The sequence below is a fragment of the Paenibacillus silvestris genome (assembly GCF_009882985.1).
Lineage (GTDB): Bacteria > Bacillota > Bacilli > Paenibacillales > NBRC-103111 > Paenibacillus_E > Paenibacillus_E silvestris.
Map to the genome: position 1 here is coordinate 850720 of NZ_WTUZ01000010.1, position 16917 is coordinate 867636.

General features: G+C 48.3%; 17 protein-coding genes and 1 other annotated feature. All 17 genes read right to left on the reverse strand.

The features are described from left to right. Positions 1-10 precede the first annotated feature (10 nt). Positions 11-2470, reverse strand: a complete 2460-nt coding sequence (leuS, locus tag GQF01_RS07395) for a leucine--tRNA ligase (RefSeq protein WP_161406139.1) — start codon at positions 2468-2470, stop codon at positions 11-13. A gap of 63 nt (positions 2471-2533) precedes the next feature. After that, positions 2534-2770, reverse strand: a binding site (T-box leader). 69 nt (positions 2771-2839) lie between these two features. After that, on the reverse strand, positions 2840-3601 hold the full coding sequence (locus tag GQF01_RS07400) for a class I SAM-dependent DNA methyltransferase (protein ID WP_161406140.1): 762 nt from the start codon (positions 3599-3601) through the stop codon (positions 2840-2842). Continuing rightward, the gene (locus GQF01_RS07405) at positions 3591-4496 is read right to left on the reverse strand and encodes a CvfB family protein (protein ID WP_161406141.1); all 906 of its coding nucleotides are present in this window, start codon (positions 4494-4496) and stop codon (positions 3591-3593) included. Before GQF01_RS07405 ends, GQF01_RS07400 begins: the two co-directional genes overlap by 11 nt. Continuing rightward, on the reverse strand, positions 4493-4840 hold the full coding sequence (rsfS, locus tag GQF01_RS07410; RefSeq protein WP_161406142.1) for a ribosome silencing factor: 348 nt from the start codon (positions 4838-4840) through the stop codon (positions 4493-4495). The genes GQF01_RS07405 and rsfS overlap by 4 nt, the downstream gene beginning before the upstream one ends. An 18-nt stretch (positions 4841-4858) precedes the next feature. Continuing rightward, positions 4859-5425 carry a bis(5'-nucleosyl)-tetraphosphatase (symmetrical) YqeK gene (gene yqeK, locus GQF01_RS07415; protein ID WP_161406143.1) on the reverse strand — a complete coding sequence of 189 codons (567 nt, stop codon included), beginning with the start codon at positions 5423-5425 and terminating at the stop codon, positions 4859-4861. Then, complete coding sequence (locus GQF01_RS07420) at positions 5415-6002, reverse strand: nicotinate-nucleotide adenylyltransferase (protein ID WP_161406144.1); 588 nt, start codon at positions 6000-6002, stop codon at positions 5415-5417. The genes yqeK and GQF01_RS07420 overlap by 11 nt, the downstream gene beginning before the upstream one ends. Before the next feature lie 12 nt (positions 6003-6014). Continuing rightward, on the reverse strand, positions 6015-6308 hold the full coding sequence (yhbY, locus tag GQF01_RS07425; protein WP_161406145.1) for a ribosome assembly RNA-binding protein YhbY: 294 nt from the start codon (positions 6306-6308) through the stop codon (positions 6015-6017). Between the two features lie 20 nt (positions 6309-6328). Then, positions 6329-7189, reverse strand: coding sequence for a shikimate dehydrogenase (gene aroE, locus GQF01_RS07430; protein WP_161406146.1), 861 nt, complete (start codon positions 7187-7189; stop codon positions 6329-6331). A gap of 17 nt (positions 7190-7206) precedes the next feature. Continuing rightward, complete coding sequence (yqeH, locus tag GQF01_RS07435; protein ID WP_161406147.1) at positions 7207-8322, reverse strand: ribosome biogenesis GTPase YqeH; 1116 nt, start codon at positions 8320-8322, stop codon at positions 7207-7209. Between the two features lie 8 nt (positions 8323-8330). Then, positions 8331-8825, reverse strand: a complete 495-nt coding sequence (locus tag GQF01_RS07440; RefSeq protein WP_202556115.1) for a YqeG family HAD IIIA-type phosphatase — start codon at positions 8823-8825, stop codon at positions 8331-8333. A gap of 90 nt (positions 8826-8915) precedes the next feature. After that, complete coding sequence (locus GQF01_RS07445) at positions 8916-9695, reverse strand: alpha/beta hydrolase (RefSeq protein WP_161406148.1); 780 nt, start codon at positions 9693-9695, stop codon at positions 8916-8918. A 61-nt stretch (positions 9696-9756) separates the two neighbouring features. Beyond that, the gene (locus tag GQF01_RS07450; RefSeq protein ID WP_161406149.1) at positions 9757-11988 is read right to left on the reverse strand and encodes a transglutaminase TgpA family protein; all 2232 of its coding nucleotides are present in this window, start codon (positions 11986-11988) and stop codon (positions 9757-9759) included. Beyond that, positions 11981-13267 (reverse strand): DUF58 domain-containing protein, encoded by a 1287-nt coding sequence (locus GQF01_RS07455; RefSeq protein ID WP_161406150.1) that lies wholly within the window; start codon positions 13265-13267, stop codon positions 11981-11983. Before GQF01_RS07455 ends, GQF01_RS07450 begins: the two co-directional genes overlap by 8 nt. 4 nt (positions 13268-13271) lie before the next feature. Then, a complete protein-coding gene (locus GQF01_RS07460; RefSeq protein WP_161406151.1) occupies positions 13272-14231 on the reverse strand; it encodes an AAA family ATPase in 960 nt (319 codons plus the stop codon). Positions 14232-15065: 834 nt separating this feature from the next. Continuing rightward, positions 15066-15416 carry a stage V sporulation protein AE gene (gene spoVAE / locus GQF01_RS07465; protein ID WP_145657083.1) on the reverse strand — a complete coding sequence of 117 codons (351 nt, stop codon included), beginning with the start codon at positions 15414-15416 and terminating at the stop codon, positions 15066-15068. Beyond that, positions 15413-16432, reverse strand: coding sequence for a stage V sporulation protein AD (gene spoVAD / locus GQF01_RS07470; protein WP_161406152.1), 1020 nt, complete (start codon positions 16430-16432; stop codon positions 15413-15415). The genes spoVAE and spoVAD overlap by 4 nt, the downstream gene beginning before the upstream one ends. Positions 16433-16436: 4 nt before the next feature. Further along, on the reverse strand, positions 16437-16910 hold the full coding sequence (spoVAC, locus tag GQF01_RS07475) for a stage V sporulation protein AC (RefSeq protein WP_161406153.1): 474 nt from the start codon (positions 16908-16910) through the stop codon (positions 16437-16439). Positions 16911-16917: the final 7 nt, after the last annotated feature.

Sequence of the window (16917 nt, forward strand, 5' to 3'; positions counted from 1 at the left end):
TTTTTCTTGATTAGCCTACAACGATGTTCACTAATTTCCCTTTTACAACAATCAATTTGCGAACGGCCTTTCCGGCGGTCGCTTCTTTGACTTTGTCAAGATCAAAAGCGATTTTCTCCATTGCAGCTTCATCGGTGTCTTTTGAGATCAACACACGGTCCACAATTTTGCCGTTGACCTGTACCACGATCTCAATTTCATTATCGACGGTCCAAGCTTCGTCATAAGTCGGCCATGGTTCATACGTAATCGACTCTGTGCCACCAAGCTTCTCCCACAGTTCTTCCGCCAAATGCGGCGCAAGCGGAGACAACATCTGAACGAAGTTTTTCATCGCTTCAAGCGGTAAACGCTCTGTTTTGTACGCTTCATTGACGAAAATCATCATTTGGCTGATCGCCGTGTTAAACCGCAGCGCTTCGAAATCCTCTGTGATCTTCTTGATGGAACGATGCCATGTTCGCTTGAACGTGTCACTTCCAAGCGTTTCATCCGCGCTGATTTTGGATTGAACTTGACCGTTCTCATCCACAAACAGCCTCCACACACGGTTCAAATAGCGGTAAATTCCGTCTACACCCGTTGTATTCCAAGGTTTGGTCGCTTCAAGTGGTCCCATGAACATTTCGTAAATACGCAATGTATCCGCACCTTGATCACTCACGATATCATCGGGATTTACAACGTTGCCGCGTGATTTACTCATTTTCTCCATGTTTTCGCCAAGAATCATCCCTTGGTTTACTAGCTTATGGAACGGCTCTTTGGTATGAACAAATCCAAGATCATAAAGCACTTTATGCCAGAAACGGGCATACAGCAAGTGAAGTACCGCATGCTCTGCGCCGCCGATATATAGATCAACTGGCAGCCATTGCTGTTGAAGCTCTTGTGAGCAGAACTCTTGATCATTACGCGGATCAATGAAGCGCAGGTAATACCAGCAGCTGCCAGCCCATTGCGGCATCGTATTCGTCTCGCGGCGAGCTTTCATCCCCGTTTCCGGATCGATCGTATTCACCCATTCCGATACGTTCGCAAGCGGTGATTCCCCTGTGCCCGAAGGTTTAATTTCATCAACTTGAGGAAGCAGAAGTGGAAGCTGGTCAACCGGCACTGGCTTCATCGTGCCATCTTCCAGGTGAAGAATCGGAATCGGCTCTCCCCAGTATCTTTGACGGCTGAACAACCAGTCTCTCAAACGATAAGTGACCTTACCGCGGCCTTTGCCGCCCTCTTCAAGCCAAGCGATCATATGGCTGATCCCTTGCTCAATGTTCATTCCGTCAATAGGTCCGGAATTCACATGAGCACCATCACCAGCGTAAGCTTCTTTCTCCACATTGCCGCCTTGCACGACTTCAATAATCGGCAGATCAAACTGTTTCGCAAACTCCCAGTCACGTTGATCGTGTCCAGGTACAGCCATGATGGCTCCCGTACCGTAACCGCCAAGTACATAGTCAGCGATCCAGATCGGCACTTTCCCGCCATTTACTGGGTTAATCGCATAAGCACCTGTAAATACGCCTGTTTTGTCTTTCGCCAAATCTGTACGCTCCAGATCGCTTTTGCGGGATGCCTTTTCTTGATACTCTTTTACTGCTGCCGCTTGCCCGTCCGTTGTAATTTGCTCGACAAGCTCGTGCTCAGGTGCAAGTACGCAATAAGTCGCTCCGAACAAAGTATCTGGACGTGTTGTAAATACAGTTAAGCTTTTCTCTTCATGCCCTTCGATAGCAAATTGAACTTCAGCCCCAGTCGATTTCCCGATCCAGTTGCGCTGCATATCCTTAATGCTCTCTGACCAGTCAAGCTCCTCCAGATCCTCAAGCAAACGCTCAGCGTATTCCGTAATTCTCAAGATCCACTGACGCATCGGTTTACGGATGACCGGGTGGCCTCCACGTTCACTCAGCCCGTCGATGACCTCTTCATTGGCAAGTACTGTTCCTAGAGCTGGACACCAGTTCACAGGTACTTCATCTACATAAGCAAGTCCTTTGTTATACAGTTGGATGAAAATCCATTGTGTCCATTTGTAATACTCCGGATCTGTCGTGGAGATCTCGCGATCCCAGTCGTAGGAAAATCCGAGCGATTTAATTTGCCGGCGGAACGTATCGATGTTTTTCTTCGTAAAATCACGAGGGTCATTCCCCGTATCCAGCGCGTATTGCTCAGCCGGAAGTCCGAACGCGTCCCAGCCCATTGGGTGAAGAACGTTGTAACCTCTCATCCGTTTAAAACGGGAGACGATATCCGTTGCCGTATAACCTTCCGGATGACCTACATGCAGACCGGCTCCTGAAGGGTATGGAAACATATCGAGCGCATAAAATTTCGGTTTATCCGAGTTTTCCAGCACTTTGAAAGTTTTCTTGGCATCCCAATAACCTTGCCATTTGGGCTCAATCGCTTGCGGATTGTAGCCTTGTAATTCCTTTGTTTCTTTCGTTTCCTGTGTCATCTGAAATTTCCTCCCTGTGTACGGCTATAAGCGCCAAAAAACCCCTCATCGCTAGCGGATATCGCTAGGGACGAGAGGTTAGATTCCCGTGGTACCACCCTAGTTAACACAAGGCATACTTTGCCTGTGTTCACTCTGCCCCTTAACGCGGGTGAAACGATCCGGCTAGCGCCCACGTGCGTGGCGATTCACCATCTAGCTCCAAGGCGAGTTCACTAGACGGACATCTACCGGCTTCCACCCTTTACCGGCTCTCTGCGAGATGTTGTACAAGTTACTAATCCTCTTCCAAGCTTTGTGATCATCTGATTAGCTTTGATTATATGTAAAATAATGCCGTACTGTCAAGCGGCGGGGCTCCTTATGCTGTTATTTCTTCGCAATAAAGAAAGCCCGCTCTGTCAGTTTGGTAGGCTGATCCCATGTAAAGTCAGCAGCCTTGTGCACTTCACGAAAGCCAGCCGCTCGCAGCATCTGCTCCAGCCAATCAAGCGCATAAGCACGCTGCTCATGCGTTTCATCAATGCGCCGGAATAGTTCCCTGCCGCCTTCCTCTTTGACAAAGATGGTCAAATCATGCTGGATTTGAACTCTTTCCTCATCCAATTCGCTTGTCCAAATGTACGCTACATCATCTTCGTTCAAGAAAAAGGGCTGAGACTCCGCATAAGCAAACAGCTGCTCAGGCGTATGCACATCGAACAGGAATAACCCTCCGGGCTTAAGCCCTTCATAGGTTTGGCGGAAAGCATCTACGATGTCCTCTTCCTCTAGCAAATAGTTCAGACTATCACAGAATGATAGAGCAGCATCAACCGGTTCCCCCAGTTCCCACTCCCGCAAATCCTGCTGAAGCAAGCGAACGGACCCACTGCGCGCCAGTTGAGTCTGTTGTCCTGCTTTCTGTTCAGCTACAGCCAGCATATCCTCCGACAAGTCAATTCCTGTCATGTGATAACCTTCCAGCGCCAGCGGAATCGTCAAATTGCCAGTACCGCAGCCGAGATCAACGATCGAAACCGGCTTTACGCCAAACCGCTCAAAGCTCTCTTTGACGAAACGAAGCCAATCCTCGTAAGGCATGCTGTTCATTAGTCGGTCATACGTATAGGCAAATTTCTCATAGCTCATCGTGACTAGGATTCTCCTCTTGTTTCAGATAGGTCCAATCGTCCTCCTGATAGATGAGCCCGTCTTTCATCAGCTTGCCAAGCGCACGCTTAAATGCCGCTTTGCTTAGGCCAAACCGCTCCTTAATGATATCAGCAGACGTTTTATCTGAAAATGGCATGGCATTTCCAGGACGTGACGCTAGAACACTAAGAATTTTCTCAGCGTCTTCATCCATGCCTTTCTCCTTCGGCTGTCTCATCGACAGGTTCACGCGGCCATCCTCTTCGCGAACGAAAGCGACGCGTACATCAACAAGCTCACCAACACGAAGTAAACGAGTTCTCTCCGTAGGAACGATAAGCCCGATTACCCCGTAACCGAGAACGCCAGCTTCACAAATAACGAAAGTGCCCATCTGCAGCGGTCTGTACACACGGGCTTTCACCCAGCGATTGCTCCAGCTTGAAGGAGCACGCACACAGAGTGGAGCCAAATCGTCCTCCAGAGCCAACTTCGCAATTAAGCGTCCTTGACGGTCGTGAGCTAACGTTGCAAACACCTTGTCCCCTACTTGAGGTCGCACTTCCTCCAATTCTGGCACATGACGGTACGGAAGAAGCAAATGGCGCCCCAATCCCATCTCAAGAAAATAACCAAATCTCGGGTGAATATCGACAACTTCGAGTAGCCCCACTTCGCCCATCTGGATGAGTGGACGTTTCATGGTAGCCATCAGCCTGTCCTGCGTATCATGGAATAAAAAGGCTTCCACGTGCTCTCCCGGTTTGATCTTGCCCACAATCTCCGCATACGGTAAAAGGACATCCTGATAGCCATCGCTTAGGAAATAACCGTTGGGCGGAACTTCCCTCGCTACCTCAAGGGTAACGAGGGATCCTGCTTCCAGTCTCATACGCGCTCCACAACTTTGGCATCGGACCAAAGTCTTTCGATGTTATAGTATTCGCGATCATCGCGGTGGAAAACGTGCAGAACAACATCTCCTAAATCAAGCAGAACCCATCTTGCCGTATCAATACCTTCGTAACCTCTGATCGTAACGCCGTATTCATGAGCTTTCTTTCTAGCTTCGCTCGCAATCGCTTGCACTTGTGTTTCCGAATTTCCGTGGCAAATAACGAAGTAATCCGCAATCATGGATACACCTTGCAAATTAAGAGTCACCACGTCCGCTGCTTTTTTGTCCTCAGCCGCCTCAACGACAAATGCTAAAACTTCCTCTGGGCTTTTACTCATTCAATCAACCTCCATAAGTTAGGTGTTTATTTGTTGAATCAAATCATTTCGTGTCAAAATGGTAAGCGGATAAATTCGTTTTCCTTTTTCAATTAAAAACCGAATTGTAGAATCAAAACCGACAACTAACGCCTTCTCCAAGCTGATCTTGGCTTCTTCGCGGATGAGCTCAACCCCTGGAAATTCACGGCCTGGCTCCATATAATCCGCTAAACATACGATTTTGTCGAGCAGCGTCATCCGTTCGCGTCCTGAGGTATGATACCGAATAGCATCCAATATCTCCTCATCCTGAATACCGAATTGCGACTGGGCAATGAACGCCCCAGCATGGGAGTGCCAAAGTTCCTTGTCAAAATCCAATAAATCTTGCGGCAGCCCATTCTCGCGAATAATCTTAGCTTGCTCCTGCACAGGCCAATACTTGCAATAATCATGTAAAATAGCTGCAAGATCAGCTTTGACAGGATCTCCGCCGAATCGCTCGGCAAGCATGACGCTTGTTTCCATGACACCAAGTGTGTGGAGCCAGCGCCTCTCGGGCATCTGTTCTTTCACTGCGGCGATCAGCTTCTCACGCTTCATACAGTTGGTTCACCTCCATGTAGCCGTTCACGACTTCTGGAACAAGATACCGGACCGATCGCTTCTGCCCTCGTTCCTGGCGAATAGCTGTGGATGAAATTTCTACAAGCGGCATAGGGACAATTGTTACTTGCGAGCGGATGTTAGCCGACATATGCGCTATATCCAGTTCGTAGCCAGGTCTGGCTAAACCGATAAAGCGAATATGCCGCACGATGTCATCAATGCGATGCCACTGCGGCAAATACTGAACCATATCTGCACCTATGATATAAGCAAATTCTGTAGTGGGATATTCTTTGCGCAGCAATTCAATCGTATCGATACTATAGGATACGCCGCCTTTGGTGATTTCGATATCAATCGGACGAAAAAAAGGATTCCCTTCCGCAGCAAGGCAAACCATCTCCCAGCGCTGCTGCGAAGTGGCCTTCGGCGCATTGGACTTATGCGGCGGCACATTAGCCGGCATCAGCCATATTTCGTCTAAACCTGCTTCCACCCTCGCCCGCTCCGCAGCGATCAAATGACCGGTATGGATCGGGTCAAAGGTTCCACCCATAATTCCGACAAGCATGCTTACACCTCTTTAGCTCGGCAGTTCAATCTTTTTCTTATCACGCGATTCTTTGTAAAGCACGACGATTTTACCGATCACTTGTACGAGTTCAGCACCGGATTTCTCGGATAATTCAGCGCCTACTTCAGCACGATCTTCCCCGCTGTTGTTTAGCACGGTAACTTTGATCAACTCACGAACTTCCAGTGCTTCTTGGATATGACGGATTAAGTGTTCGTTCACGCCGCCTTTTCCTACTTGGAAAATCGGATCTACATGGTGCGCAAGCGAGCGCAAATAACGTTTCTGTTTGCCTGTTAACATTGATGTCCCTCTATTCATTCTTATTCAGCTAACGACTGTTCTACCACCTGTCTCATCGCCGCAACGGGCGCAGGTTTACCAGTCCAGTATTCAAAAGCATAAGCCCCTTGATAAATAAACATACCCAGTCCGCCATGAATGCGGGCTCCCAGAGTTTCAGCCTCTCGAAGAAACCTTGTAATTCGCGGATTGTAGATCAAATCACTAACGAGATGATGTTCTCTTAAAAGTTCAACCGGCATCGGCAGCTCGTCCGTGTGTGGATGCATACCAGCCGAGGTTGTATTCAATACGAAAGCCACTTCATCAACGACATTCGAGATCTCATCAAGCCCAAGACCGATTGTTTTCGTAAAAGCACTGATTGTGTCCGCCAGCTCCAAAGCACGCTCTTTGGTTCGGTTAGCAATATAAATGCAGCCTGCTCCCTCTTTGGCGAGCGCATAAGCAACACCTCTAGCAGCTCCGCCTGCTCCGAGTACAAGAACGTTTTTCCCCAACAGATCGATACCCGTTTCTTCTTTGAGCGACCGTACATAGCCAATACCATCTGTATTGTAGCCGATGAGCTTGCCATCTTCATTCACGATTGTATTTACCGCGCCGACGACCCGAGCTCCCTCGTCAATGACGTCCAGGTACTGCATAACTTCTACTTTATGTGGAATCGTGACATTAATCCCGCGATACCCCAGTGCCCGAATTCCACGGACTGCATCCCCAAGTTCGTCAGGACGGACATGAAACGCAGCATAAACTGCGTTAATGTCTGCCTCTTGAAAAGCGCGATTCAGCATAATGGGAGAACGGGAGTGCCGAATTGGATCTCCGAATACCCCATATAGAATCGTATGACTATCAATCGCCCGGCTCTTCTCCATGGTTTCCTCTGGTCCCCCTATATCAATGACTCGCGTGTGATAACCTTGATCCCCTTCGGTGCATGAACGGCAAGCTGTGAGCCAGCTAGGCTGTTCACTTTAATCCAACCTAAACCAGAGATGAGCACATCCATTTGTTTCCCCTTTGGAATGTTAAGCCCATGCTTCACAAGTGGAGGCAGCTCGTCCAAGTCCGCTTCATTCGGAGGCGCAAGCATGACGCCTTTGTGATCGGCGTACAGATCATCTGCCCGCTCCAACTTCGTGCGATGTATTTGGATCGCGTTGGACGTGTAGCAAGTGAACGACTGATGTTCCCCTTTTATAAAATCAAACCGAGCTAACGCACCAAAGAACAACGTTTGTTCTTCATTCAACTGAAAAACAACCGGTTTAAGCGGCTTATCTGGCATGATACGGGCCAAATCACGTTTCTTCACAACCTCGGTTAAACGATGCGCGTATACTATCCCTGGCGTATCTACGATAAACCGGCCATCGTCAAGCGGGATTTTGACCAAATCCAGCGTTGTGCCTGGGTACTGGGATGTCGTAAGCTCCGCTTCCAAATCGCTGTAATCGCTGATTAAACGGTTAATAAGCGTCGATTTGCCGACATTCGTAGCACCAACAACATACACATCCAAGTCGCCGCGGTGTTCCTGCACAGCCGTAATCACGCGATCGAAGCCGATGTTTTTCTTCGCACTGCAGAGCACAATATCAACAACCTTAAGGTTGGCCTCTTTGGCTCTACGCTGCACCCAGTTGATGATCTTGTTGGCATTCGTCACTTTCGGCAACAAGTCAATCTTGTTGACGACAAGCAGCACCGGATTCGTGCCGATAAAACGACTCAAACTGCTGATCATACTGCCTTCAAAATCAAAAATGTCGACAATCTTCACAACTAGCGCCTTGGTTTGACCGACATGTCCAAGCAATTTCAGGAAGTCGTCCTGCTGCAGCGTGATGCTTGAAGATTCGTTATAATGCTTGATCCGGTAGCAGCGCTGACAAATAACCGGTTCCTTCTGCAGCGCTTCAGCTGGAATAAATCCGAGCTTGTTTTTGTCTTCTGTTTGCAGCAATACGCCGCATCCCGCACAATGATTAATCGTTTCTATACTCATGAAACCTCCTAATTCTTCATCCTGGCATTCGCCCATTTCTCAATACGCCGGTTGATTCGTGTGAAAAAACCTTCGTCATTAATGGAAATCGGATTTACCAGAATCGTGTAAAGCCCCATTCGATTGCCGCCAAGTACATCCGTCAGCATTTGATCGCCTATGACCGCTGTTTGTCTCGCATTCGTACCAAGCAGCTTCATAGCTCTGTGAAATGAAACGTTCCATGGTTTCTTGGCTCTGTGAATGAATGGAATGCCTAACGGCTCCGCAAAGGCGGCTACGCGCCCATGATTGTTATTGGACACGATGACGACCTTGAAGCCCATCTTCTGCAATCGGTTCAACCACTCTATTAACTCTGGAGTCGCATGCGGATCGCGCGCGCCTACGAGTGTGTTATCGAGATCGGTAATGATACCGCGAACACCAAATCCCCATAGATGATTGGCATCAATATCATAGATTGTATGCACGGACTGTCTGGGTACGAGCTTTTTCAGCAAACCATTTCCCTCCACTGCTTCCTCGACATATACGAGAAACTATACCATAGTGACCCGTTTGTTGCAAAAAGAAAAGAACATATTTTCCCACTAGGTGCGGGCTGGAAGCGGCAGCCAGTTAAGGACATTTTGAATTTTACGATCCCAGTAGCCCCACTCATGTTCTCCAGGCTCTTCCTCATAGGTCAAGTCTAGACCCAATTCCCTGCAATAATTACGGAAACGGATATTATCTTCATATAGGAAATCTTCCGTACCGCAGCACTGGAATAAGCTCGGCTTCGGCCCCTTGCTGGCATGCACCTGCTCTGCCAAATAGAACAAATCATTCTTACTACCTTTGATCGTCTTCACATCGTCATAAATCAACTTGAAATCATCTGGAAAGTTCAATGCTCTATGCGAAATATCTACAGATCCAGACAAGCTGGCAGCGGCTGCAAACCGGTCCGGATGCGTAAGAGCCAGCTTCATCGCGCCATATCCACCCATGGACAAACCCGCAGCATAATTCAATTCGCGCTCTTCTGCCAACGGGAAGAAGGATCTCGCAATTGCTGGTAATTCTTCGCTAATAAACGTCCAATACTTCGGACCTGCTGCCATATCCGTATAAAAGCTGCGATTAACAGCCGGCATGACAACGGCAATCCCTAACTTGGCCGCATAGCGCTCGATGGACGTTCTCCGCATCCATATGGTGTGATCGTCAGATAAGCCATGTAATAAGTAAAGCGTAGGATGCTTTGTAGTCCCATAGCTCGCTGAGGCCATCCCGATCTGATTTTGTGCCGGCTGCGGCAAGATAACATACATAGAAGCTGAGACACCAAGGGAATCTGAATAAAAATGACAATCGATAAAAGCCATTTGACAATGCTCCTCTCATAGGGAAAACCACCCCCCTGGAAGGGGGAGTGGCTCTCTTCACCTATTTCATTTGTTCTTTCAATTTCGTAATCGATTGACTCACGGTTTGATAATCGGTTTCGGTAGAAACACTTTGGCTATATTTTGCTCGTTCAAACAGCTCTAGTACAGTTTCCAAATCTTTTTTCATCCACTTGCTTTGGCTTGACCACCTAGCAGTCGCTTCTCTCATCGTTTCATGCTCTAATCTTGTGTAGCCCTTACGCCTGCTCATCCGCAGAAGCTTCTCAAATTCCACAATAATTTTCTGATTAAAATTAACGGCTTTCAATTGCTTTCTGTGCATGCGCCATGTCCGCCAATAATTGCTTCTGAGGAAGAACACAGCACCAGCAGCAATCACAAGAGCTGCACCAGTTCCACCTAATGTCAACCATAGCCAAGTAAAACTTGGAGCTTGCTCTGTTTCTTCAGGCACCGTAACCGGATCGCTCTCTGTCGAGAGATCAACTGGTGGAGGTGTCTCCTCAGGGAACACATTCGGAAGCGCAAAACCGGAAGTAGGCTCAAAAGGAATCCAGCCGAACCCCTCAAAATACACTTCAACCCAGGAATGAGCATCGGAGTTCCGGACTGTATAAGTGCCGGCAGCATCCGCATCGATGTCTTCACCCAGTTGACTCAAAATACCCAATTCACGCATCTGATCAGACTCTGGTGAGGTCCCTGATGAGTACCCCTTAACCCAGCGGGTCGGAAGCCCGATTGAACGCGTAAGCACAGCCATGGATGTGGAATAATAATCACAGTATCCTTGTTTGATTTCAAACAAGAAACGATCTACAAAGTCTTTGCTTTTCCCTTTGCTTTCGTCCGGGGTGTTCGTATACGGATAATGCTCCGATAAATAAGCCTCAATGAGCTTGGCCTTATCATAAGGATTTGTCGCTGATTTGGTGATATCGATCGCAAGTTGTTTGACGCGTTCCGGTAGATCCGCCGGTATTTGCAGATATTCCGCCCATTCCGGTTTATTCGTAAAGTCACTTTTGACCTCTCGCAACTGAGCTACATCCAAAATAGGCTCCTGAGTAATAATGGCATACTCTTTGGGGTAGTTCGTTCTGCCTGTGAAGCGCAGCTCAGACTGCCGAGGCGACCATAAAATTCGCTGGAACGGATTCTCACCTTGATTCACTTCCACCAGACGCTGGATGGCATACCCGCCGAAGAGAACCGGAAAAACATCCTCTCTCTGCATAACAACGGTTTGTGTGACTTCCTGCGTTTTCAGAAGTGAGAGATCAAACCTTGGATCAAGAGGCAGTGGATTCAAATTGACCCGATTCATTGGAAGCTTTTTCTCATTCGAACTAAGCTCCCATCCTTTTCCATTATACTGAGCTCTCGTCTCGCCACGGAAATAGCTGCGTTTGCTAGTCTCAACCGTCATGACAGGCGTATAGTCAAATTGAAATCCTCCGCCTAACCGACTGTCATCTCTGCTGTAGCCCGATGAAGTATCTGCGGTTGACGCCGTGACGCTTACCCCTTTTCCTAATAGAGGTACGGATTCTCCCCGACTGACTTTGTAAGCCGTATAAGGATCGGTTAAGACTGGTTCTACCGTAGGAGCCAATAACCCAACAAGCGTTATGACACCCACAATCAGCCCCACTGGAAGCAGAAGCGATGAAGGATAGTCAGTAATTGTCTCCCAAATAACAGGTGCCCGTTTCTTCAGTTTAGCGAAGTGACGAACCATCAGTAGTGAGAATCCGCAGAAAATAACCATCGCTACTTGCGGCCATAAGAAAATTGTGCTGAAAGAATCCCGTATTGCAAAGAACAAAATACTGACAGCGATGAGAACGAAAATCCGCAGCCTGGATTTCACTGACCACATGGCAAACAAATAAGTCAGCCAAGCTCCTAAGCTAAACCAAATATACGGCTCTAGCTGACCTGCGTTTAATGCGATCCAGCGGAGCGCGCCTTTCCAAGTCGTCACCTGCACAGCAACGAAATGGTAACCCATCCCAATGACGTGAAGAGCGATAACCAAGCCAAACTGAATGAGAACGCGCCAGATGTGGCGAAGATGCGGGATCAGATACGTAACCGCGACTAGACTTAATGTTCCTGTGGCAAAAACGACCGTTTCAGGGAGCCATAAGCCGTCTTCCTTCATGATCCAAATAATAAATTGATACAAATAAATGCCTGTAAGCAGCGCGCTAATGCGCTCTTCCCAGTCGGTGAAAACAATTCTTTTCCAGAATGAGCTAAGCATATCGTTTCGCCCCTCCCAATAGGTTAGGCAAATCCGTTAATTGACTTACCTCATACCCCATGTAACCTTGTGAGCGAATCGCCTTTATCCAATCGTCCTTTGCACTTTCCTGAACCGCACCCTGCAGTTTGAACGCATGTGAAGGCTCAGCATGAATCCACATATGACAAGGATTCATTTGGAGATGCTCGAGCTGCGTCAGCACCTGCATCATGACAGAACCCTTTTGCGGGGAAATAAGTACAAAGAAACAGCCAGCGGGCAGCTCCCGCGCATGTTCTTTTAATATTTGCTGCAAAGAGTGAAAGCCATCAGCTTCAACCCCAACCAAATGCTTTAGAATATGCTTGTGGTGATTTTGGCTTTGTTTCGGTTCAAAATAGGTGGATTCTTTCCCAATCGAAAGCAATCCCAGCGCCAAATCGCGGCCGGCTCCATAGCGGAACAAGGATGCTGCCACAGAGACAGCTAGTTCAAATTCAGCAGCGTCACCATAAGCACGAGCTGATCTGTCCAATAAAATGATCGTTTTGGGCAGTGACTCCCGCTCGAACTCCTTAGACTTCCAAGTCCCTGTCTTCGCTGTTGCATTCCAGTGAATACGGGATAAGCGATCACCGTAAATATATTCACGGACACCGTTGATTTGCGTCGTTTCCCGGTGCGCTCTGGTCGTCGTGGAATGATGCTGCATGCCTTTGAGCATTTGATGGAATTGCGCCCATTCCCGAATCGCAACGGTTTGTGGATACACCGTAATCGATTGCTGCAGTTCCAAGCGTCCTTTGTGCTGGAAGAAGCCAAAAATATCCTCAGTGAGACATTCCGTATCACCAAAGCGGTAGTATCCCCTTCTCAGCGGAGGTGTGCTGTACAACAGTTCCCCTCGCCGCTTCCAATCCGGAATCAGCGAAGCTTCGAAGATGGTTTCTTCGCCGCTCTGACGGATGAACTGATCTTTAATGATCATATAAGGAATCGGCCAAAAACCAGGAATTTGTACGCCAATGCCGATTTGCAGCGATTGACCTGCTTCAAGCTGCGCGTCCTGCCCTGGAAGGGAGAGCTTGCGTGTACCTTGAGCGCGCCTGATTCCGCTCCAGTTGCCTGAGAGTAAATAGATCGACAACAGGGTGATGATAATAAAAAGCATGGAGGCGAGCTTGCCCCCTTGAAATAACATGAAGAATAAGCTAGCCGTGAAGCAGGAGATCAGTAGCCATAAAGGAGCCGGAAACCGGGGGCGTTCCCCGAATCGTTTGAATACCGGTCGAGTCATAGGCTCACTTCTCCAATCGAACTGGCACGCGGACCTGCTCAAAAATCGAACCGAGCACGGAGTTAACGGTAGCTCCATCCATGCGGGCTTCGGAATGAAGAATCATGCGATGGCCGAGCACAAAAGGCGCAAGGTACTTGATGTCATCAGGAATGACATACTCTCTGCCTTTCAGGAACGCATATGCCTTGGAAGCTAGTACAAGTGAAAGCGTAGCACGCGGACTTGCACCTAGAAATACAGCCTGATGCTCGCGCGTTTTTCTGGTAATATTGACTAAATAATCCGAGACCGCTTCATCCATATGTACATTACGAGCTTGCTCCTGTGCTGCTAATACTTCGGTCGTATCCATCACGGCATGCAAGGCTTCCATCGGATGTGCTTTGCTCTGGGACGCAATCATCTGTTTCTCAGCAGCTTCACTCGGATAACCTAAGCTTAGCTTAATCATAAAGCGGTCAAGCTGCGCTTCCGGCAGGATGTATGTGCCTTCGAAATCAATGGGATTTTGGGTGGCCAGCATGAGAAAAGGAGATGGCAGCTCATGGATATCGCCGTCTACCGTAATATGCTGCTCTTCCATCGCTTCCAGCAGAGCCGACTGTGTTTTGGTCGTTGCGCGATTAATTTCATCGACTAGTAAAATATTCGTCATAATCGGTCCTGAACGAAACAGGAACTTCTCTTCTTTGGGATGATATATGGAAACACCGGTAATGTCGGAAGGCAATAAATCGGGATTACACTGAATGCGACGGAATTGGCCGTCAATGGAACGGGCGAGAGCTTTGATCAGCACGGTCTTGCCCGTACCAGGTACATCTTCGAGCAACACATGACCGCCGGCCAGCATTGCAGTCAAAAGTAATTCAATCTCAGCGCTCTTGCCGAGAATGCATGATTCTAAATTCGTCTTCAGTCTTGTTAAAACTTCTACATGATGATGGGTGGCAGTTTCCATGACTTAATCCTCCTTAGAGTTTTCATAAGAAAACTTACTTCGTAAGCACTGCTGAGTTTTCGTAAGAAAACTTACTTCGTAAGCGCTGATGGTTATCACTAGAATACTTACGTTGTAAGCATGAGCTTAGTTTTCGTAAGCGTTTGCTGCATTGCATTAAAACCTCATCTTATCACGACCGTCAGGCAAAAAATCGCCAAAAAGACCGTAATTCTTAAAATAGAAGAGAAAAGTGCGTAAATCCAGTTTACAGCAAAGTTTTTCGTCCGTATACTTGTAATTCCTCTAAATTTATTTGTTAAAATTACCCATGTGGATTTGGCGACTTTATTAGGGTTTGAGCGGAGTTTGAGAAAGGAAAAAAGTGGGTATCTTTTGATTGGTTGAACAGTATGCGCAGGCGAGGCGGGGAATGTTGTTGCGGGCGCCGCGAGTTTGGTTAGCGGAGTGTAGACGGATGTCTTGTGCCATACAGATCTTGCAAAAAGTGCAGCTAAATTTGGCGAAAGTCTCTGATTTGGACTTATCTCCTGCAAAAAGTGCAGCTAAATGGATGATTTTTGCGTATGTCGGGTAAAAAGCCATGAATAACATGTACTTTTTACATGTTTATCGTAGAAACGGCAAAAGTGAGATCATTTGCTGTACTTTTTGCAGTTTGTGGGGCTGGGGTCGGACGGGACACCACATCAGCACTTTGACTGGGCAATTGAAAAAGGAGCTAAGCGGTTTGAATGCGCTTAGCTCCTTGGCTTTTTTCGAGGGAAATCCTGTTCCTATCTCTGGAATCCAATATGGATTAAGTGCCCAGGCGCTCCCTCTTGGAAGATCTTATTATCCCTTTGGCTTAACAAACACAGCGGCAATAAACGAGAAAATAATCGCTGCCGAGACACCCGCGCTGGTTACTTTGAAAATCCCGGTTATAATCCCAATGTAGCCATCCTTATGCAGCTCCTCTAGCGCCCCATGGACCAAGGCGTTACCGAAGCTGGTGATCGGCACGGTCGCTCCCGCCCCCGCAAATTCAATGAATGGATCATACAAATTGCAACCATCTGCGATAGCACCAAGAACGACAAGGGTACTCATCGTATGTGCCGGCGTCAGCTTCCCAACATCCATCAGGAGCTGACCGAAGACACAGATAGCGCCGCCAATGACAAAAGCCCAAAAAAAGTTCATGCGTACAACCCTCCAGACTCAATAGAAACTGCATGCGCGATACACGGGATGCTTTCTCCTTGCTGGAAGGAGAGCGGAGACAACAATGCGCCTGTGGCAACAACAAGGATGCGTTTCAGCTCCCCTTTCTTCATACGCTTGAGGAGATGCCCATATGTGACGGTTGCTGAGCAGCCGCAGCCGCTGCCACCTGCTTGCACATTCTGCTTGTCCCGCTGATAGATCATTAAGCCGCAATCATCATACGTCGTTTGTTCAATCGGAACCTTGTGCTTCTCAAAAAGTTCACGTGCAATCTCGGAACCGACCGCAGCAAGATCCCCGGTTACGATGAGATCGTAATACCCCGGCTCACGGCCCAAATCGCGAAAGTGAGCCTGAATGGTATCCACCGCAGCCGGAGCCATCGCTGCGCCCATATTGAAAGGGTCCGTGATTCCCATATCCACAACCCTGCCGATCGTTGCCGAAGTGATGACGGGGCCATCCCCCGTCTTCCCAAGCACCGCCACCCCAGCGCCAGTCACGGTGTACTGCGCTGTCGGCGGCTTCTGCGATCCGTATTCTGTCGGATAGCGGAACTGCTTCTCCACCGTGCAGTTGTGGCTGCAGGTGCCTGCCATGGCATAATTGGCGGCGCCAGAGTCGAGCAGCTGCGCGGCGAGCGCAAGCCCTTCCATCGACGTCGAGCAAGCGCCGAAGATGCCAAGATACGGCATGCCCAGCGTGCGTGCCGCGAACGTATTGGAGATGATCTGATTCATCAGATCGCCTCCAATATAGAACTGAATTTGGCCGCCCGTGAGTCCGGCATTATCGAGCGCATGCTGCGCGGCTTCCTCAAGCAGCGCCTTCTCTGCTTTCTCCCACGTCTTCTGGCCGACGGTCAGATCGCCATGCACGATGTCAAAATCCTCAGCAAGGGGGCCTTCGCCTTCATCAGGCCCAACGACTGTCCCTGTTGACAGAATCACAGGACGGTTCTCGAATACCCAGCTTTGATGCCCTTTCAGCATATAATCAACCCCCACCCATTATGATTAGATGCAAGAGGCCCACAATGAAAGCAGCCACGGTGCCAAAAACAATGACAGAACCCGCTAGTTTAAACATGTTTCCGCCTACACCGAGAACCAGTCCCTCAGCACGGTGCTCAATCGCAGCCGAACAAAGGGAATTCGCGAACCCTGTAACAGGAACAGCACTGCCCGCGCCAGCCCACTGAGCGATTTTATCGTAGATGCCGAAGCTTGTAAGAATGACTGAAATAATAATCAGGACAGCCACCGTCGGGTTGCCAGCTGTTTTTTCTGTAAACCCAAACCAACTGATAAACATTTGCATAAAGCATTCGCCAATTAAACAAATCGTGCCGCCAACTAAAAAAGCTCTCCAGCAATTTTTCAAAACAGGTCTCTTGGGCTCTATTCGTTTGGCTAATTCCTGATATTCCTGTTGGGTCATTGTTAGATTTTTCTTCTTATTGTTGGCCATACTTTCC

Bases quoted from the DNA above. Each gene is read 5' to 3' on its own strand.
- GQF01_RS07460 (WP_161406151.1), bottom strand. From the start codon at position 14,231: ATGGAAACTGCCACCCATCATCATGTAGAAGTTTTAACAAGACTGAAG.
- GQF01_RS07450 (WP_161406149.1), bottom strand. From the start codon at position 11,988: ATGCTTAGCTCATTCTGGAAAAGAATTGTTTTCACCGACTGGGAAGAG.
- rsfS (WP_161406142.1), bottom strand. From the start codon at position 4,840: ATGAGTAAAAGCCCAGAGGAAGTTTTAGCATTTGTCGTTGAGGCGGCT.
- spoVAD (WP_161406152.1), bottom strand. From the start codon at position 16,432: ATGCTGAAAGGGCATCAAAGCTGGGTATTCGAGAACCGTCCTGTGATT.
- yqeK (WP_161406143.1), bottom strand. From the start codon at position 5,425: ATGAAGCGTGAGAAGCTGATCGCCGCAGTGAAAGAACAGATGCCCGAG.
- GQF01_RS07420 (WP_161406144.1), bottom strand. From the start codon at position 6,002: ATGCTTGTCGGAATTATGGGTGGAACCTTTGACCCGATCCATACCGGT.
- yqeH (WP_161406147.1), bottom strand. From the start codon at position 8,322: ATGAGTATAGAAACGATTAATCATTGTGCGGGATGCGGCGTATTGCTG.
- GQF01_RS07445 (WP_161406148.1), bottom strand. From the start codon at position 9,695: ATGGCTTTTATCGATTGTCATTTTTATTCAGATTCCCTTGGTGTCTCA.
- GQF01_RS07400 (WP_161406140.1), bottom strand. From the start codon at position 3,601: ATGAGCTATGAGAAATTTGCCTATACGTATGACCGACTAATGAACAGC.
- aroE (WP_161406146.1), bottom strand. From the start codon at position 7,189: ATGGAGAAGAGCCGGGCGATTGATAGTCATACGATTCTATATGGGGTA.
- GQF01_RS07455 (WP_161406150.1), bottom strand. From the start codon at position 13,267: ATGACTCGACCGGTATTCAAACGATTCGGGGAACGCCCCCGGTTTCCG.
- spoVAC (WP_161406153.1), bottom strand. From the start codon at position 16,910: ATGGCCAACAATAAGAAGAAAAATCTAACAATGACCCAACAGGAATAT.
- yhbY (WP_161406145.1), bottom strand. From the start codon at position 6,308: ATGTTAACAGGCAAACAGAAACGTTATTTGCGCTCGCTTGCGCACCAT.
- spoVAE (WP_145657083.1), bottom strand. From the start codon at position 15,416: ATGAACTTTTTTTGGGCTTTTGTCATTGGCGGCGCTATCTGTGTCTTC.
- GQF01_RS07405 (WP_161406141.1), bottom strand. From the start codon at position 4,496: ATGAGACTGGAAGCAGGATCCCTCGTTACCCTTGAGGTAGCGAGGGAA.
- leuS (WP_161406139.1), bottom strand. From the start codon at position 2,470: ATGACACAGGAAACGAAAGAAACAAAGGAATTACAAGGCTACAATCCG.